The 15,919-nt window shown below is 34.9% G+C and carries 16 protein-coding genes; 4 read left to right on the forward strand and 12 right to left on the reverse strand.

Annotated features, from left to right (window positions below; genetic code table 11):
- The first annotated feature begins 25 nt into the window (after positions 1–25).
- The gene (gene fba / locus X927_RS00370) at positions 26–964 is read left to right on the forward strand and encodes a class II fructose-1,6-bisphosphate aldolase (RefSeq protein WP_103076146.1); all 939 of its coding nucleotides are present in this window, start codon (positions 26–28) and stop codon (positions 962–964) included.
- A gap of 143 nt (positions 965–1,107) precedes the next feature.
- The gene (locus X927_RS00375; RefSeq protein ID WP_103076147.1) at positions 1,108–2,313 is read left to right on the forward strand and encodes an acetate kinase; all 1,206 of its coding nucleotides are present in this window, start codon (positions 1,108–1,110) and stop codon (positions 2,311–2,313) included.
- Between the two features lie 23 nt (positions 2,314–2,336).
- On the opposite strand, the gene X927_RS00380 is transcribed toward X927_RS00375, so the two are convergent.
- Positions 2,337–2,843 (reverse strand): gamma carbonic anhydrase family protein, encoded by a 507-nt coding sequence (locus tag X927_RS00380; RefSeq protein ID WP_103076148.1) that lies wholly within the window; start codon positions 2,841–2,843, stop codon positions 2,337–2,339.
- Positions 2,844–3,097: 254 nt separating this feature from the next.
- Between X927_RS00380 and X927_RS00385 the strand changes: the two genes are divergently transcribed.
- Together X927_RS00385 and rpoD are read left to right on the forward strand one after the other, a co-directional pair.
- Positions 3,098–3,754: a histidinol phosphate phosphatase domain-containing protein gene (locus X927_RS00385; RefSeq protein WP_103076149.1), complete on the forward strand. Its 657-nt coding sequence runs from the start codon at positions 3,098–3,100 to the stop codon at positions 3,752–3,754.
- 198 nt (positions 3,755–3,952) lie between these two features.
- Positions 3,953–5,164, forward strand: a complete 1,212-nt coding sequence (rpoD, locus tag X927_RS00390; protein WP_425440359.1) for an RNA polymerase sigma factor RpoD — start codon at positions 3,953–3,955, stop codon at positions 5,162–5,164.
- Between the two features lie 68 nt (positions 5,165–5,232).
- Here rpoD and sufU read toward each other — a convergent pair whose 3' ends face one another.
- The 11 genes from sufU to X927_RS00445 form a co-directional block, all read right to left on the reverse strand.
- Positions 5,233–5,664, reverse strand: a complete 432-nt coding sequence (gene sufU / locus X927_RS00395; protein ID WP_245855433.1) for a Fe-S cluster assembly sulfur transfer protein SufU — start codon at positions 5,662–5,664, stop codon at positions 5,233–5,235.
- Complete coding sequence (locus X927_RS00400) at positions 5,652–6,878, reverse strand: cysteine desulfurase (protein WP_103076152.1); 1,227 nt, start codon at positions 6,876–6,878, stop codon at positions 5,652–5,654. Before X927_RS00400 ends, sufU begins: the two co-directional genes overlap by 13 nt.
- Positions 6,856–8,073 (reverse strand): SufD family Fe-S cluster assembly protein, encoded by a 1,218-nt coding sequence (locus X927_RS00405; RefSeq protein WP_103076153.1) that lies wholly within the window; start codon positions 8,071–8,073, stop codon positions 6,856–6,858. Before X927_RS00405 ends, X927_RS00400 begins: the two co-directional genes overlap by 23 nt.
- A gap of 40 nt (positions 8,074–8,113) precedes the next feature.
- Positions 8,114–9,529 carry a Fe-S cluster assembly protein SufB gene (gene sufB, locus X927_RS00410; RefSeq protein WP_103076154.1) on the reverse strand — a complete coding sequence of 472 codons (1,416 nt, stop codon included), beginning with the start codon at positions 9,527–9,529 and terminating at the stop codon, positions 8,114–8,116.
- A gap of 4 nt (positions 9,530–9,533) precedes the next feature.
- The gene (gene sufC / locus X927_RS00415) at positions 9,534–10,307 is read right to left on the reverse strand and encodes a Fe-S cluster assembly ATPase SufC (protein WP_103076155.1); all 774 of its coding nucleotides are present in this window, start codon (positions 10,305–10,307) and stop codon (positions 9,534–9,536) included.
- A 188-nt stretch (positions 10,308–10,495) separates the two neighbouring features.
- Positions 10,496–11,398: a dihydroorotate dehydrogenase gene (locus X927_RS00420; protein ID WP_103076156.1), complete on the reverse strand. Its 903-nt coding sequence runs from the start codon at positions 11,396–11,398 to the stop codon at positions 10,496–10,498.
- Positions 11,391–12,131 carry a dihydroorotate dehydrogenase electron transfer subunit gene (locus X927_RS00425; RefSeq protein WP_103076157.1) on the reverse strand — a complete coding sequence of 247 codons (741 nt, stop codon included), beginning with the start codon at positions 12,129–12,131 and terminating at the stop codon, positions 11,391–11,393. Before X927_RS00425 ends, X927_RS00420 begins: the two co-directional genes overlap by 8 nt.
- A complete protein-coding gene (pyrF, locus tag X927_RS00430; protein ID WP_103076158.1) occupies positions 12,115–12,984 on the reverse strand; it encodes an orotidine-5'-phosphate decarboxylase in 870 nt (289 codons plus the stop codon). The genes X927_RS00425 and pyrF overlap by 17 nt, the downstream gene beginning before the upstream one ends.
- The gene (locus tag X927_RS00435) at positions 12,971–14,176 is read right to left on the reverse strand and encodes a dihydroorotase (RefSeq protein ID WP_103076159.1); all 1,206 of its coding nucleotides are present in this window, start codon (positions 14,174–14,176) and stop codon (positions 12,971–12,973) included. Before X927_RS00435 ends, pyrF begins: the two co-directional genes overlap by 14 nt.
- A 191-nt stretch (positions 14,177–14,367) precedes the next feature.
- Positions 14,368–15,066: a hypothetical protein gene (locus X927_RS00440; protein WP_103076160.1), complete on the reverse strand. Its 699-nt coding sequence runs from the start codon at positions 15,064–15,066 to the stop codon at positions 14,368–14,370.
- Positions 15,044–15,769 carry an ABC transporter ATP-binding protein gene (locus tag X927_RS00445; RefSeq protein WP_103076161.1) on the reverse strand — a complete coding sequence of 242 codons (726 nt, stop codon included), beginning with the start codon at positions 15,767–15,769 and terminating at the stop codon, positions 15,044–15,046. Before X927_RS00445 ends, X927_RS00440 begins: the two co-directional genes overlap by 23 nt.
- Positions 15,770–15,919: the final 150 nt, after the last annotated feature.

Below are 15,919 nucleotides of genomic sequence, written 5' to 3' on the forward strand. Positions count from 1 at the left end.
ATTCAATAAAGGGAGGAAACAAATCATGCCTTACGTAAACACAAAAGATATTTTAGAAAAGGCGAATAAGGAGTACTATGCTGTTGCAGCTTTTAACATTAACAATCTTGAGTTTCTTCAAGCTATTGTCGAAGGAGGGATAGAGAAAAAATCTCCCCTGATAATAGAAACAAGTGAAGGAGCAATGAAGTATGCTGGTATGGGTGATCCTTTGAGAGGAGCAAGCCTGTTTGTAAAAATGGTTAGAGAGTTTGCAGATTCTTTAGATATACCAATCGCTCTGCATTTAGACCACGGGAAGAATTTTAAATATATAATATCCGCAATAAAAGCTGGTTATTCATCTGTAATGATAGATGCATCGGATAAACCATTGGAAGAAAATATAAAAACTACGAAAGATATTGTAAGAATAGCCCATGCAGCAGGTGTTTCAGTGGAAGCAGAATTAGGAAAGTTAGCTGGAATAGAAGACAACGTCGCTTCAGCTGAATCTGTTCTAGTTAATCCCGATGAGGCGAAATATTTTGTAGAGGAAACCCAAGTTGATTTTCTAGCTCCAGCCATTGGTACTTCCCACGGGGCATTTAAGTTTAAAGGAGAAGCTAAATTAGACTTTGATAGATTGAAAAAAGTTAAAGAATTGACAAAAATGCCTTTGGTACTACACGGTGCTTCAAGTGTTGTACAAGAAATGGTCGAAATAGCTGAAAATTATGGAGCTGATTTCGGAGGATCAAAAGGTGTCCCTTCAGATATATTGAAAGAAACCGTTCGATTAGGTATAAATAAAGTAAATACTGATACTGACCTTAGAATGGCTTTTGTTGCAGGATTAAGAGAATTCTTGCAGAACAATCCCAAAGAGTTTGATCCTAGAAAATACATGGAAACGGCAAAAACCTATGTGAAAAAAGTTGTTTCTGATAGATTGGAGCTTTTAGGTTCTGCTAATAAAGCTTAACTCAAAGTACAGCCATGGCTTCCATGGTTGTACTTTTTTAATTTTATCCAATCAAGAGTCACTAAGATTGTGAAAAAAAGATTTTGATTTTAAAAGGAGCGCTAATATTAATTTTTAGAATTTCTAGAATAGGAGGATTTCGAATGAAAATACTAGTGATCAACTCCGGAAGTTCATCCTTAAAATATCAAATATTGGAAATGGAAAACGAAAGTTGTCTAGTTAAAGGGTTGGTTGAAAGAATAGGGGAACAAGAATCGGATATTGAACAAGAAAGTGAAGGAAAAGAGTACAAAAACATAACCAAGATAAAAGATCATGAAGAAGCGTTGAAAAAAGTTATGGAATTGATAATTGATCCTGAATATGGATGTTTGAGAGAATTAAGTGAGATAGATGCGGTTGGGCACAGGGTGGTACATGGAGGAGAAGAGTTTTTCTCTTCCGTACTGATAGATGAAGAAGTTATTAAAGCTATAGAAGATAACGCTGATCTTGCTCCTTTACATAATCCTCCCAATTTGATGGGCATAAGAGCAGCTAAAAAATTATTACCCAACGTACCTCAAGTAGCGGTATTTGATACAGCATTTCACCATTCGATGCCAGAGAAGGCATATATGTATGGCTTACCTTACGAACTCTACCAAAAGCACAAGATAAGGCGGTACGGATTTCATGGGACCAGTCACAGGTACGTATCTAAAAAAGCCTCTGAGATATTAAAAAAAGATATGAAGGAATTAAAGATGATAACGGCACATTTAGGTAACGGTGCATCTTTAGCTGCGATTGACAGAGGAAAAGTGATCGACACATCGATGGGGTTCACACCTTTGGAAGGATTGATAATGGGAACAAGAAGTGGAGATATAGATCCAGGCATCGTTCTTTTTCTTACAAGAAAAGGTTACAGCGTTGATGAAGTGGACGATCTGTTGAACAAAAGAAGTGGTGTTTATGGTTTAAGTGAAATGAGCAACGACATGAGAGACATCAGAAAAGGAATAGAAAATGGGGATAAAAAGGCAAAGTTGGCATACGATGTGTATGTATATCGTTTAGCAAAATACATAGGAAGTTATATAACCGTACTAAAAGGATTAGATGTGTTGGTATTCACAGCGGGTGTGGGAGAAAATGACGAACATGTAAGAATGGACGTCTGTGATTACTTAGACTTCTTTGGAGTTAAAATTGATAAAGAAAAAAATACTTTGTTGAATAGAAAAAACGGAATTATCTCGGCTTCGGATTCTGATGTTGACATTTTAATAGTAAAAACTGACGAGGAATTAATGATAGCTCAAGATACTAAAAGAATAGTGGAAGAATCGAATGACAAATAGTAATGCCCGTTTAAAGGGCATTACTATTTGTTGCTATAACTTTTTGCCAAATTATAGTATTCTTCAGCGTGTTCTTTAATTTGCTCAAACTCTTCGTCAGTAAGATTTCTTATGACCTTTGCCGGAACCCCTAACACCAAACTCTTGGGAGGAATTATTTTGTTTTCTGTTACCAAAGCTCCCGCCCCAATAAGACACCCTTCACCTATCTTTGCACCGTTTAATATAATTGCTCCCATACCTATGAGACAATTATCAGAGATTTCACAGCCGTGTATAATAGCGTTGTGCCCAATAGTAACGTAACTACCAATTATAGTTGGATATTCGGTGTCAATATGAACCACTGAGTTATCTTGTATATTTGAGAATTCTCCAATGGTTATAGAACCAATATCTGCCCTCAATGTGGCATTGTACCAAATACTAGATCCTTTAGCGATCTTTACATCTCCAATAATTTGACAACCAGGAGCTAAAAAAACATCTTCTTCAACAACAGGATATTTGCCTTTGTACTCATGAAGCATAATTTCACCTCTTTAATTTAGCTAAAAGTTTTTGTGGTATAATTATACATCAAAAATAGAATAAAAAAAACCGGATCCACGATGGATCCGGCAAGAATGTCTGGGTTTATCTCAGGGGGATAGGGGGATCTTTCTTTTTCACTTCTATTATAATATAGAATGTGTTAAACTTCAAGGTAAATGAGTTACTATTATATTTAAAACAGTTAAAGATTTGTATACTATTATTAAGCCAAAAATAAGGAGGGATTCTTCTGAATAAAGTCTATGATTTTCACACACACACAATTTTGAGTGATGGAGAATTAATTTGCAGCGAACAAATAAGACGCGCACAAACCCACGGTTATGCAGTTATTGCAATATCTGATCATGTGGATGAGTCCAACATAGATTTTGTTTTAAGTAGTTTGACTAAATTTGTTGATAATGAAAGCAGTTTCTTTGAAGGGATCAAGATTTTGAAGGGGGTTGAAATTACACATGTTCCCCCATTATTAATAGATAAACTTGCAAAACATGCAAAAGAAAACGGGGCGGATATTGTGTTGGTTCACGGAGAAACTATAGTTGAACCGGTTTTTCAGAAAACTGACTATTACGCTGTAACATCAAAATATGTAGATATTTTAGCTCACCCTGGTTTAATTACCGAGGAAGAAGTTGCCCTGGCTGCTAGCAATGGAGTTTTCTTAGAATTAAGTGCCAGAAAGGGTCATAGTTTATCCAATGGGCATGTAGCAAAATTGGCTCAAAAATATGATGCAAAATTACTGGTAAATAGCGACGCGCACGGACCAGACGATTTTTTAGACTACGATTTTAGTTTAAAAGTGGCTATGTCTGCTGGTTTAAACATGGAAGAGGCAAAAAAGGTAGTGGAAAGAAACCCTTTAGAATTATTGAAATAATATTTTTAATGGAAGATTTACCAAAAATTTTTATTTCTTTATGTATTTTTAGAACCAAATCACATTATTGGTGTCTAAATTAATGGTTTCATTGCGAGACTTTCTAATTTTAAGGGTGTTGTGTAGTGCCTTTTTTCTATGAAAGGAGGGAATGAAGTGAGCAGCAAAAGAATAAGTGAAAAAGAAGAGAAAAAAATCATGAGAGGAATAGAGAATATTGATTTTGAAGAATCTGAAAAAGACGGTGATACTGTTAAAGTTAAAGTGAAAAAATCCAAGGAAAAAGTAAAATCAGTAGACACTTTTATTTCATTATTAATAAATAAAGCAAAAAAAAATGGCAATAAGTTATCTTATTCCGATATCGATCATGCAATTCCTACAAATGTAGCTGACGAAATAGATAGTGACTACATTGAAAAGATTTACGATGCTTTGGAATCAGAAGGAATAGAAATTTTAGAAGAAGAAGTTGAAGAAGAGCAGGATGCCTTAAATGAAACGGAATATGAAAATGAAGAAATTGAAGAATTATTTTCAGATACAGAGCTTAAAATGTATGACAATATCTCCTTAGGTGATCCTATAAAAATATATCTCAAAGAAATAAGCAAAGTTGAGCTTTTAAGTCCTTCAAGAGAAAGACAACTAGCAAGACGAGCTCAAAAAGGTGATCAAAGGGCCAGAGATGAATTGATAAAGGCAAATTTAAGGTTAGTTATCAGTATAGCCAAAAGATACACGGGTAGAGGGTTGACTTTTTTAGATTTGATCCAAGAGGGAAATATCGGATTGATAAAGGCTGTAGACAAATTTGACTGGAGGAAAGGTTTTAAGTTCTCTACTTATGCAACATGGTGGATTAGGCAGGCAATTACTAGAGCCATAGCCGATCAAGCAAGAACTATTAGAATCCCCGTCCATTTAGTCGAAACTATAAACAGAATGAACAAAGTTATCAGAGAGTATTTACAAGAAAACGGAGATTATCCTTCAGCAAAAGAACTTGCAGAAATTTTAGATAAACCAGAAGATAAAATTAATGAAATCCTAATGAGTGCAAAAGATGTACTTTCTTTAAATTCACCTATTTCTAGCGGTAATGGTGATGATGAAGAATCAGAAACGGGAGATTTTATAAGTACCGATGAAACAACACCAGAAGAAGAAGCTCAAAAAATGATTATGAAAGAAAGGTTAGAGGAAGTCCTTGACACTTTAAATTCTAAAGAGGCATTGGTTTTGAAAATGAGGTATGGATTCTTAGATGGTAAACAGAAGACCTTAGAAGAAGTTGGACAGTTCTTCAACGTTACAAGGGAAAGAATAAGGCAGATAGAAACTAAGGCGTTGAGAAAATTGAGACATCCTAACAGAGTAGCTCAATTAAAAGATATTGTGGAAAGTTAAGAAAAAGCCGCCTCGACGAGGCGGCTTTTTAAATTTTATTGGGGTTGCACCAATTATAGGCGCATTTTTTACACATTTTCCCCATTGAGTGCTTCATCCAACGTATGCCAAGCGAGGGTGAAACATTTGGTTCTCATAGGAAATTTGGAGATATCAGAAAAAATTTCTATCCCATCTACTAATTCTTTATCAAATTCTTTGCCTTGTGACATTTTAATAATTTCTTGAAAAATTTTATTTGCCTCGTCTACTGTTTTTCTTTCAAGGTATTCACACATCATCGAAGCACTTGCCTGACTTATAATACAACCATGTCCTGTGAAAGTAATTTCTTTTATTATGTTATCTTCTACTTTCAAATAAAGGGTTATCTCGTCTCCACAAGATAAATTCTTTCCTTCGGCTTTCTTAGCGTTTTTTATCTCTTTTTTGTACCTCTCATTTTTTGCATAATCTAATATTATATCAGAGTAAAGTTCTTCTAAACCTATTTCAACCACTCCCAAACTTTTTTTAATCCTTCACATAATTTATCAACATCTTCTTCTTCGTTATACAAATAGAAGCTTACCCTGCACGTGGCGGTTGTACCAAACTCTTTCATCAATGGCTGTGCGCAATGATGACCACTTCTAATTGCTACTCCAGTTAAATCGTTCAACAAGTGAGCTACATCGTGTGGATGTACACCTTTGATATTGAAGGATATTATTGACTGTTGTGTTTCATCTTGGGGGCCGAATACTTCTAAAAAATCCAACTCTTTTAATTTTTTTAATGCGTATAAGGTAAGTTGTTTGTCGTGGTCTTGAATATTATCCATGCCAATACTTTCAAGTATTTCTATGGCTTTAGCCAATCCTACCGCTCCATCAACGTTTGGAGTTCCGGCCTCAAATTTGTAAGGTAACACGTTAAAAGTAGTCCCATCGGTAGAAACTTTATCGATCATTTCTCCACCAAACAAAAAAGGGGTCATCATATTTAAATACTTTCTTTTTCCATACAAAACACCTATTCCTGTGGGTCCGAGCATCTTATGGCCGGAAAAGGCTAGAAAGTCACAATCCATATTCTTCACATCGATAGGCATGTGTGGTACAGCTTGGGCACCGTCCACAACAATAATTATATCTTGTCTAATATTTCTAAGCTGTTTTACTAAAGTATTAACTGGGATAAGTTGACCGGTTACATTTGACAAAGCGGTAATACTTACTAACTTAGTTTTGTTGGTAACATGCTTGAGAAAATCAGATAAATCAAAAATTCCATTTTTTGCGGAATAGTACTTTATCTTTAAATTAAAAATTTTAGATATCTGCTGCCAAGGAACAAAGTTTGCATGATGTTCTATTGTAGATATCAAAATTTCGTCATCAGATTGCAAAATATTTGAAACTGCAACGGAATATGCTATAAGATTAAGAGATTCAGTCGCACCTTTTGTGAAAATAACTTCTTTGGCTTCAGCGTTTATGAAATTTGCAACTTTACTCCTTGCATCTTCATAATACTGAGTAGCTTCAGCTGCTAAGGTATGTGTTGATCTGTGGACGTTGGCATGATGGTTGAGGCTGTATTCATTTACAGCATCCATAACTTCCTTTGGTCTTAATGTCGTGGCAGCATTGTCAAGATAGATCAATTTATGCCCGTTTATTTTTCTTTTTAAAGCTGGAAATATCTCCTCATATTCTTTGGAAGATAACATCTTTTACCACCTGACTCATCCCTTCATCGAATACTTTAATTCCATCTATGGCAGATTCAAATAAACCTGAAGAGATTAACTTTTTAGCTTCTTCCAACGAGAATCCACGAGTCATCAAATAATATAATTTTTCCTTTTCAATAGAACCTACTGTAGCAGCATGTGCGGCATTTACTTCATTTTCATCCACCAACAAACTGGGGAGCGCTTCGGCTTTGGCTTTTTCAGAAAGGGTTAAAGTGTACTCTGATTCGGATGCATTAGCCTCTTTTGCACCCTTTTTCAAATCTAAGAAACCCCTGAATATCGCCTTTGCTTTGTCTTTTATAACGCCTTTGGCATCAATTGCCCCAGTTGTTTCAGGTGAATAGAACCTCATTAAATAAAGCATGTCAATAACGTTATCCTCATCTCCCAAAAAATAAGGGAACAAATGAGCCTGTGCGCCTTCTCCTGCAAGTCTAAACACAATATGAGGTGAGGTAATTCTTCCACCAATATTTAGATCTATGACTTCAACTTTTCCATTTTTTTGTACTTCAATAAGTGTGTTATCAATGTTTATACTGTCGTTGTTACATAAGTTTATATTTATCAGCTCTAAAGAAGCATTTTCTTTCACTATTATTCTATTTGAAGTTGTTCTAAATAACTTTTCATTTTTGCTTGGCATTAAATACCTAATTACTGTGGCTTTAGAGAATGGGCTTATGTTATAAACTGAGGTCTCATAAATTGGGAACTTCCAGTCATACGTCAAAGTAATCGGTTCTCTTTCTTCTCCTTCGTTAGTCTTTAGATAAAAACCAGTATTAGAAAAAGCTTCAGCCATCAATAAAAATTTCCTATGAGCACCTTCAAAGTCGTATTTGGCTAAGATTTCTATTCCATCCTGGTCGATTCCATTCAAACCTAATATCTTCCCTGTTGTGCTAACAGGGACAAAGGAAACGTATTTATCTGGTTCATACCCATTTAATTTAGCCCTTTTCCATTTAGGGAAACCCCAATTTTTGTAAGCTTCGTATCTATAATTTTTGAATGTTTTTAACATTTCATTAGAGATGTGTTCCAATGATGCTTGAAATTCGTAATCCCCGTAATCTCTTTTTGGTGTAATTTGAGGAACTTGCCATTCAACCGCTTTTAGATCTTTATGCCTCATATCTATAGGTTTCTCAAAAATTGTCTCCATGGTTGTTCACTCCTTGTTATAACTATTTCAGTCAAAATGGTTATCCTATGCTTGATTCTACTTCTAAATTAATTAATCTATTCAGTTCGATAGCGTACTCTAATGGAAGCTCTTTTGCAAAAGGCTCTACAAAACCTCTAACTACCATGGCTTTAGCCTCAGCTTCACTTAACCCTCTACTCATCAAATAGTAAATCTGCTCTTCTTTGATTCTACCTATACGCGCTTCGTGTCCAACATCCGCTTCATCAGTGTAAACTTCGATAAGAGGCACGGTATCACTTTTAGATTCGTTATCAAGCATCAAGGCTTGACAAGATACCGAAGCTTTCGCACCTTTGGCGTTTTCTCCTATCTTCAACCATCCTCTGTAAAAAGCCCAACCACCACCGATACTTATACTTCGTGCATCAACATTTGCGCTAGTATATGGTGCGAACATGAAAACTTTTGAACCTGAATCCATATGCTGGTTTGGCCCAGCATAAGTGATCGCCTTAGTTTCCGTTTTCGCTCCTTTGCCTTTGAGTATTGAAGATGGGTATATCATCGTTTTATGACTCCCCAAAGAACCTGATACCCATTCCATTATACCATCTTCATCAACAATCGCTCTTTTTGTATTCAAATTGTATGTATTTTTACTCCAATTCTGAATCGTTGCATATTTTACCCTGGCGCCTTTTTTTACGTATATTTCTACCATACCTGCATGAAGGTTTGTTATTTCATAATAAGGTGCAGAACAGCCTTCTATGAATGCCACCTCACTACCTTCATCGGCAACAATTATCGTATGCTCCATTTGACCCATTCCCGGGTTATTCATCCTAAAATAGGCTTGAAGTGGCAAGGGTACTTTTACACCTTTTGGAATGTATAAAAATGTACCTCCACTCCACACAGCACCATGTAAAGCGGCATACTTATGGTTTGTAGGGGCAACTGCCTTCATGAAATATTCTTTAACCAGATCCGGATATTCTTTGACGGCACTTTCCATATTTAAAAATATAACTCCCAAATTTTCAAGCTCTTTTTTTATATTTTGATAAACGATTTCCGAGTCGTACTGCGCTCCAACACCAGCTAAAGCTTTTTTTTCTGCCTCTGGTATTCCTAATTTATCGAAAGTATCCCTTATCTCGGCAGGAACATCATCCCACGATGTAGACTTTTTCGCCTTTGGCCTAATGTATGCAACTATTTTACTTACATCTAAGTCAGAAACATCAACCCCGAATCGGGGATCTCTCCATGTGTCAAATATATGTAAAGATTTTAAACGTAAGTCTCTCATCCAGGCAGGCTCTTCTTTCTGTTCAGATATTTCCTGAACTACCTTCTCGTTTAAACCTGGAATAGTTTTGTAGGCATACGTTTCTGGATTTCTAAAATCGAATTTGCTCTGGTCTACCAACAAATCTTCTATGTTAACATTTTCATTTTTTGCCATAATTTCACTCCTCAGAAATAGTTATTCCCATTTCTTGCTCCAACGTTGAGTAACCGCTTTCCTCTATCTCTTTAGCTAATTCTTCTGATCCAGTTTTAACTATCTTCCCATCGATATATATGTGCACGAAATCTGGAATAACAAAATTCAAGATTCTTTGATAGTGGGTAATCAGCAATATGCCCATATCTTCAGTTTTTACTCTGTTGATGTTTTCTGCAACTATCCTCAAGGCATCAATATCTAAACCAGAATCTATCTCATCCAATATACTCAATTTTGGTTTGAGAAAACCCATTTGAAGTATTTCGCTTTTTTTCTTTTCACCACCAGAAAACCCTGTATTGATATATCTCTCAAGAAATTCTCCGTTGAGATCTAAATTTTGAGATAACTCAGAAATTACTTTATTCAATTCCAATAGTGTAATTTTATCTTCTTTATGAATGTTTCTAAAAGAATTAATCAAAAATTGTCTCATTTTTATACCTTCAACCTCTTCAGGAGTCTGAAAAGACATAAACAAACCTAATTTAGCCCTTTCATCTGTAGAAAGATCTAAAATAGATTGCCCTTCAAATAAGATATCTCCTGAGGTAACTTGGTACTTTGGATTCCCCATAATAACATGGGCTAATGTAGATTTTCCAGACCCATTTGGACCCATTAACGCATGTATCTCACCCTTATTTATAGCTAAGTTAACGCCTTTTAATATTTCAACATCTTCATCTCTAACTTTTGCCTTTAAATCCTGTATTTCTAAAAGAGCTGACATCACTTTTCCTCCTTCTAATCTGATATCTTGTTTTTTATATATCTTACTTTTAAATTCTACCATATTAGTCAACTTTAAGTCAAGAAAATTTGTACAAAAAGAAGTACATTAAACAACTCTTAAAATTTAAAGTAGAATATCCATAATTGGTTAAATTTCAACGTATTTTAAATTCCAATGTCTAAGTCTTAAATGATCCCCCTTATTTCCTCTAAAGTTGAAATTCTTGCTTTTTTCATGTATTCTTCTATACCCTCAATTATTTCAACACAAGCCTTGGGATTGATAAAATTAGCGGTACCTACTTGCACAGCCCACGCACCTGCCATTATGAATTCAATAGCATCTTTATAATCCATAATTCCACCAAGACCTATAACAGGAACATCAACAGCTTTTGAAACTTCATACACCATTCTTAAGGCAATAGGTTTGATACAAGGTCCAGATAGACCCGCAGTTATATTATCGAAGATGGCTTTTTTCTTGCTTATATCTATCGCTAAGGCAGGAAAAGTGTTTACAAGTGATAGTGCGTCCGCTCCTGCTTCAACACAACTTTCAGCCATTTCAACTATATTTTCAGCACTTGGAGATAATTTTACCATGAGGGGCTTTTTGCAAACTTTCCTAACTTGTGTTACAACGTTGTTAGCTATTTCCGCCTTGGTACCAAAAGAAATGCCTCCTTCTTTTACGTTGGGGCAAGAAATGTTCAACTCTATCATATCTATTTCGGTTTGATTCAGTTTTTCAACAGAAATAACGTATTCTTCGATCGTATTTCCACTAACATTGGCAATTATCACCGTATCTTGACTGTTTAGGAAAGGGAGCTCTTCTTCAATAAATGCATCTATGCCGGGATTTTGTAAGCCAATACTGTTCATTATTCCGCCTGTGGTTTCATGAATCCGTACACCTTTATTTCCTTCTCTTTGTCTTAAAGTTAGCCCTTTGGTGGATAATCCACCTAATTTAGAGATGGGAAAGTATTCTGAAAACTCTCTACCAAAACCAAAAGTCCCAGAAGCAGCTATTACTGGATTTTTAAACTCTACCCCAGCAATGTTTACTTTGGTATCAATCATCAAAAAATACCTCCTCTCCCTTAAAAACAGGCCCCTCTTTACATACCCTTTTCATCCCAGATTTTGTCTTTATACTGCATCCCAAGCATGCCCCCATACCACAAGCCATGATATTTTCCATAGAGACAAAAACAGGAATCTTATTTTCACATTTTTCAACTACTTTTTTCATCATGGGAGAAGGGCCACAAGTGAAAACAACATCATATTTTTCTGGTTTGAAGATATCCGTTATGAAACCTTTTTGACCTGTAGAACCATCTTCGGTCGTTATATAGATCTTATCCACATACTTTTGTACGTAGTCCATATAATAAACTTCATTTGTGAATCCGGCATAAAAATCTATCCCTGTATTCAACTTTTTTGCCAAATAAATCATTGGAGCTATACCTATGCCACCTGAAATTAAAGCGACCTTTCCACTCACATTCAAATTAAAACCGTTTCCCAAGGGACCTAAAACCTTTAACTTATCTTTTGGTTTTAGTTTAGATAGGTAATTTGTTCCTCGACCAACAACTTTGTATAAGAAAGTCAAAACGCTTTCTTCTACATTGCATATACTAAAAGGTCTAGACAAAAGAGGATCCAGATCCCAACTACGCAGCATATAAAACTGTCCAGGATCACCCATACTGTCGTTGGATTCGATCTGAACTTTCAACTCGAATATATCTTTTGCGATTTCAGTATTAGAGGAAATATCTACTTCCCTATACCCCTCTTTCACTATCAATATCCTCCTTCATTTCAAGTACGGCTTTTCTGGCATAATCTGCAAATCTTTGGTTCCCATCTTCGTAGTTTTTATAAGCGGTAATTATTCCCCTTGAAGAGTTGATAATGCCTCCATTACCGTTGTTTAAATAAAGGGAAACGTCTTTCCCAGTAGCCCCCTGATGACCGTATCCAGGAATCAAAAAGAACATATTTTTGTATCTATTTCTAATTTCTTTTGCTTCCTCAACATGTGTCCCACCTACAACCGCACCTATTGAACTGTAGCCACAACTTCCTCGGTACTTAGCCCCTATTTCATTGAGTTTGTCTCCGATAATGTAATAAAGATATTCATCTTTTGGAGATACTTTCAAATACTGGATGTCTTTGGCTCCTGGATTCGATGTTCTTAGAAGCACGAAGACTCCTTTTTCTCCACTTTCAATGTATTTAAGGAAAGGTGTTAAGGTATCAAAACCAAGATATGGATTCAAGGTTATAAAATCAACCTCAAACTCCCCTTCAAAATGAGCTTTAGCGTACATCTCAGCGGTGGATGAAATATCTCCTCTTTTTATATCCCCGATTGTTATCTTTTTTATACTTCTTAAATATTCTATCGTTTTTTTATACCCTAAAAGACCTTTTATGCCGTATGCTTCATAATATGCTATTTGTAATTTATAGACAGGTACTAAATCATGTGTTTTATCTATTATCTCTTTGTTGAATTCGAACAAAACTTCATCAATATCTTGATACTTTTCTTTTAAGTTAACCGGTATATAATCTAAATGAGTATCCAATCCGACACAAACATTCCCCTTTTTTTCAACCTCGTTGAATAATCTATCTATTATCAAATTTGACACTCCCCTTTTTGTATTTGATCTCTCCCTTTCGAATTGTTGCTATAACTTCTCCATAAAATTCCATCCCATTAAAAGGTGTATTTTTACCTTTGGATAAAAATTCGTCTTCGTTGATTTTAACCTTTTTTTCTAGATCTACAATAACTACATCACCATCGTATCCTGTTTGTATTTTTCCTTTTTTAACCCCTAACATTTGTGCTGGTTTTGAAGACATAAGTTGAGATAAGCGATTCAGTGTAATTTCTTCACTTTTTACCAACTTCGTATAACAAACGGGGAAAGCAGTTTCTAACCCTGAGATACCAGGTGCCCCTTTTTCTTTGTCTTCCATAGAATGAGGGGCATGATCAGTTGCTATAATATCTACAGTTCCATCCTTTATTCCCTTGATTATTTCCAAAACATCTTCTTTTTCTCTTATTGGAGGATTTACTTTGTAATCGTAATTGTATAAGGCTAAGTGGTGGGGGGTAACTTCGCAGGTAAGATTTTGTATCTCTCTTTTCGCCTTTCTTATACCTTCTATTGCCTCTTTCGTACTTACGTGGGCTAAATGAAGCCAAGCACCTGTCAATTTCGCAAGGTATATATCTCTAAAAGTCATCAAGTTTTCGGAAAGTCTCGTGTTTATCGTTACTATTTCATTGTCTTCTTCATGTGCTATGATAGTTAACCCTTTCTCCTTTGCCTTCACCATCGCCAAATACATAGTTAAATTTGATTGAACACCTTTTCCATCATCAGATATAAATTTCACATTATTATCTATATAATCCAAATGTTCTAAAGATTTTCCATCAAAGTTCTTTGTGATAGAAACCGTTTGGTGAATATCGATCAAATTTAACTCTTTAGCTTTGTTCAACACATAATTAACAACTTTCATATCACTGCATATAGGATTGGTATTACCCATTAGATTCACACATGTGTATCCGCCTTTCAACGCTGCTAAACTACCAGAATGTAAATCCTCTTTATAAGTATAACCAGGATCTCTAAAGTGCGCATGCATATCTACAAATGCTGGCATAACAACCAAACCTTTTGCATCTATAGTATAAGCATCGTAATTCAATTCTTTGCCATAATTTTCTATCTTTCCATCTTTAATGTACAAATCCCCAAATGAATCTTTTTCTTCATCAACAATCCTACAATTTTTAATCAGAATATTTATTTTAATTCACCCCCCTAGATAGATTCTTTTTTATTCTCTCAATTTTACTATTAATATAAATAAATAGAAAAAAAGTAGTGTTAACTTTGCTTGACTTCAAGTTTAACACTACCTTTGGTTTTTATGAAAATAAACCAATTGAAAATCTTTTTATCTCTAATTGTCTATATAAACTCTATTCTTAACTCCCTTCAATCTGGAATCGTTAATACTACAGTCTCTTTTGTTATCTTTTTTCCCGCTACTACTGTGTAGAAAAATAAAAATATCCCTGCTCCTAACAGTATCCATAAAATTATATCGTTGAACTGTTCTGTCACAGGAAACAATGAAGTCAAATAACTGCCACCAAAAATAACTATGAATCCTATTATAAAAAACAAGTTATTGATTATACTTATTCTTCGGATTCTAAAAATTAGATAATACATAATAGAAAGCAATCCAAAACCAAAGACGGAGACGAATATACTTATTTTAAAGAGTGAACCAGTAAAAAAGCTTTTTTCAAAAAACATACTTGTTATAATATTTGGAATGGTGAACATTAATACCAATTCAACTTCCATAACTATCCAACCAACAATAATAGAGCTATACAGATAAGGTTGTATTTCAAAGCCATTCGATAGTAAAAGTTCTATTCTACCTGTTGTTTTTTCTGGTATAACTAAATTTCTGAGCATCAAGATGGCTCCTATCGTGTACATAAATAAAGCCATAAGAATAAATATTCTATTGAAAATAAACTCTGGTGCCTCATTAGGTGCTTCATTTACAAAGCCATAAAGCGTAAAAGTTATTACGGCTATCAATAAAATTGCCGGAAAATAGAAGTTAACAAAACTTGTTAATAGCATTCTAAAATTATATTTCATTATTTTCTTCATCTATATGCACCCCCACTTTTTCTAAGAATAACTCTTCTAAGTTTCTGTAATTACTTAATATATCGCTTTTTAAGTTATCCAACACTATTTCCCCTTTTTTCATCAGCATTACCCTGTGAGCTAACTTTTCCACTTCGGCCAAATCGTGAGAGGTGTAGAATATACTTTTTCCTTCTTTGTTGAGTTTAAATATTAACTCCCTCATCTTTATCCTGGAAACAGGATCCAAACCACTCATGGGTTCATCTAGTATGAGAAGCTTTGGATCTTTTAAAAGTCCTAAAATAAAAGAAAACTTCCTTCTTGTTCCTTTTGAATAAGTATGAACCTTTTTTGGTAAGAATTCTGAGATGTCTAAATACTTTGCATAGCTTTCTATTTGGTCATTTGATAGTTTTCCGCCGAGATATTCTCTGAATATTTCGATATTTTTCCATCCCGTTTCTTTTTCCCAGAGCAAATCCTTTTCTGAAACCACCCCGATGGTTAAGCCATCTTTTTTGATTATTTGATCCTTACCAAGGTTGTAGATCCCCGTAAGGCACCTTATTGTTGTAGTCTTTCCTGCTCCGTTGGGACCTACTAACGCCAAAATCTCATTCTCTACAACATCGAAGGTTATACCTTTTAGTATTTTGTTACCACCAAGTTCCTTTGTTAAAGATTTAACAGAGATAAGTGTTCCTTTGTTTTTTGATACCATCTACAATTCCCCCCTTTTTCTCTTGCTATCATAAGTCCTCTGCTGATACAGCGTGAACAAAACCACAGATCTTCACAATCTCCACAAATATCTTCCAAATAATTTCTAACCTGATAATCTTTTCCTTCGAAAAAAATTCTAATTATTTCC

The sequence above is a fragment of the Petrotoga mexicana DSM 14811 genome, from assembly GCF_002895565.1.
GTDB classification, from domain to species: domain Bacteria; phylum Thermotogota; class Thermotogae; order Petrotogales; family Petrotogaceae; genus Petrotoga; species Petrotoga mexicana.

Coding starts and splice junctions, on each gene's coding strand:
- fba (WP_103076146.1), top strand. CDS start 26: ATGCCTTACGTAAACACAAAAGATATTTTAGAAAAGGCGAATAAGGAG.
- X927_RS00375 (WP_103076147.1), top strand. CDS start 1,108: ATGAAAATACTAGTGATCAACTCCGGAAGTTCATCCTTAAAATATCAA.
- X927_RS00380 (WP_103076148.1), bottom strand. CDS start 2,843: ATGCTTCATGAGTACAAAGGCAAATATCCTGTTGTTGAAGAAGATGTT.
- rpoD (WP_425440359.1), top strand. CDS start 3,953: ATGAGAGGAATAGAGAATATTGATTTTGAAGAATCTGAAAAAGACGGT.
- X927_RS00400 (WP_103076152.1), bottom strand. CDS start 6,878: ATGTTATCTTCCAAAGAATATGAGGAGATATTTCCAGCTTTAAAAAGA.
- X927_RS00405 (WP_103076153.1), bottom strand. CDS start 8,073: ATGGAGACAATTTTTGAGAAACCTATAGATATGAGGCATAAAGATCTA.
- sufB (WP_103076154.1), bottom strand. CDS start 9,529: ATGGCAAAAAATGAAAATGTTAACATAGAAGATTTGTTGGTAGACCAG.
- sufC (WP_103076155.1), bottom strand. CDS start 10,307: ATGTCAGCTCTTTTAGAAATACAGGATTTAAAGGCAAAAGTTAGAGAT.
- X927_RS00420 (WP_103076156.1), bottom strand. CDS start 11,398: ATGATTGATACCAAAGTAAACATTGCTGGGGTAGAGTTTAAAAATCCA.
- X927_RS00440 (WP_103076160.1), bottom strand. CDS start 15,066: ATGAAGAAAATAATGAAATATAATTTTAGAATGCTATTAACAAGTTTT.
- X927_RS00445 (WP_103076161.1), bottom strand. CDS start 15,769: ATGGTATCAAAAAACAAAGGAACACTTATCTCTGTTAAATCTTTAACA.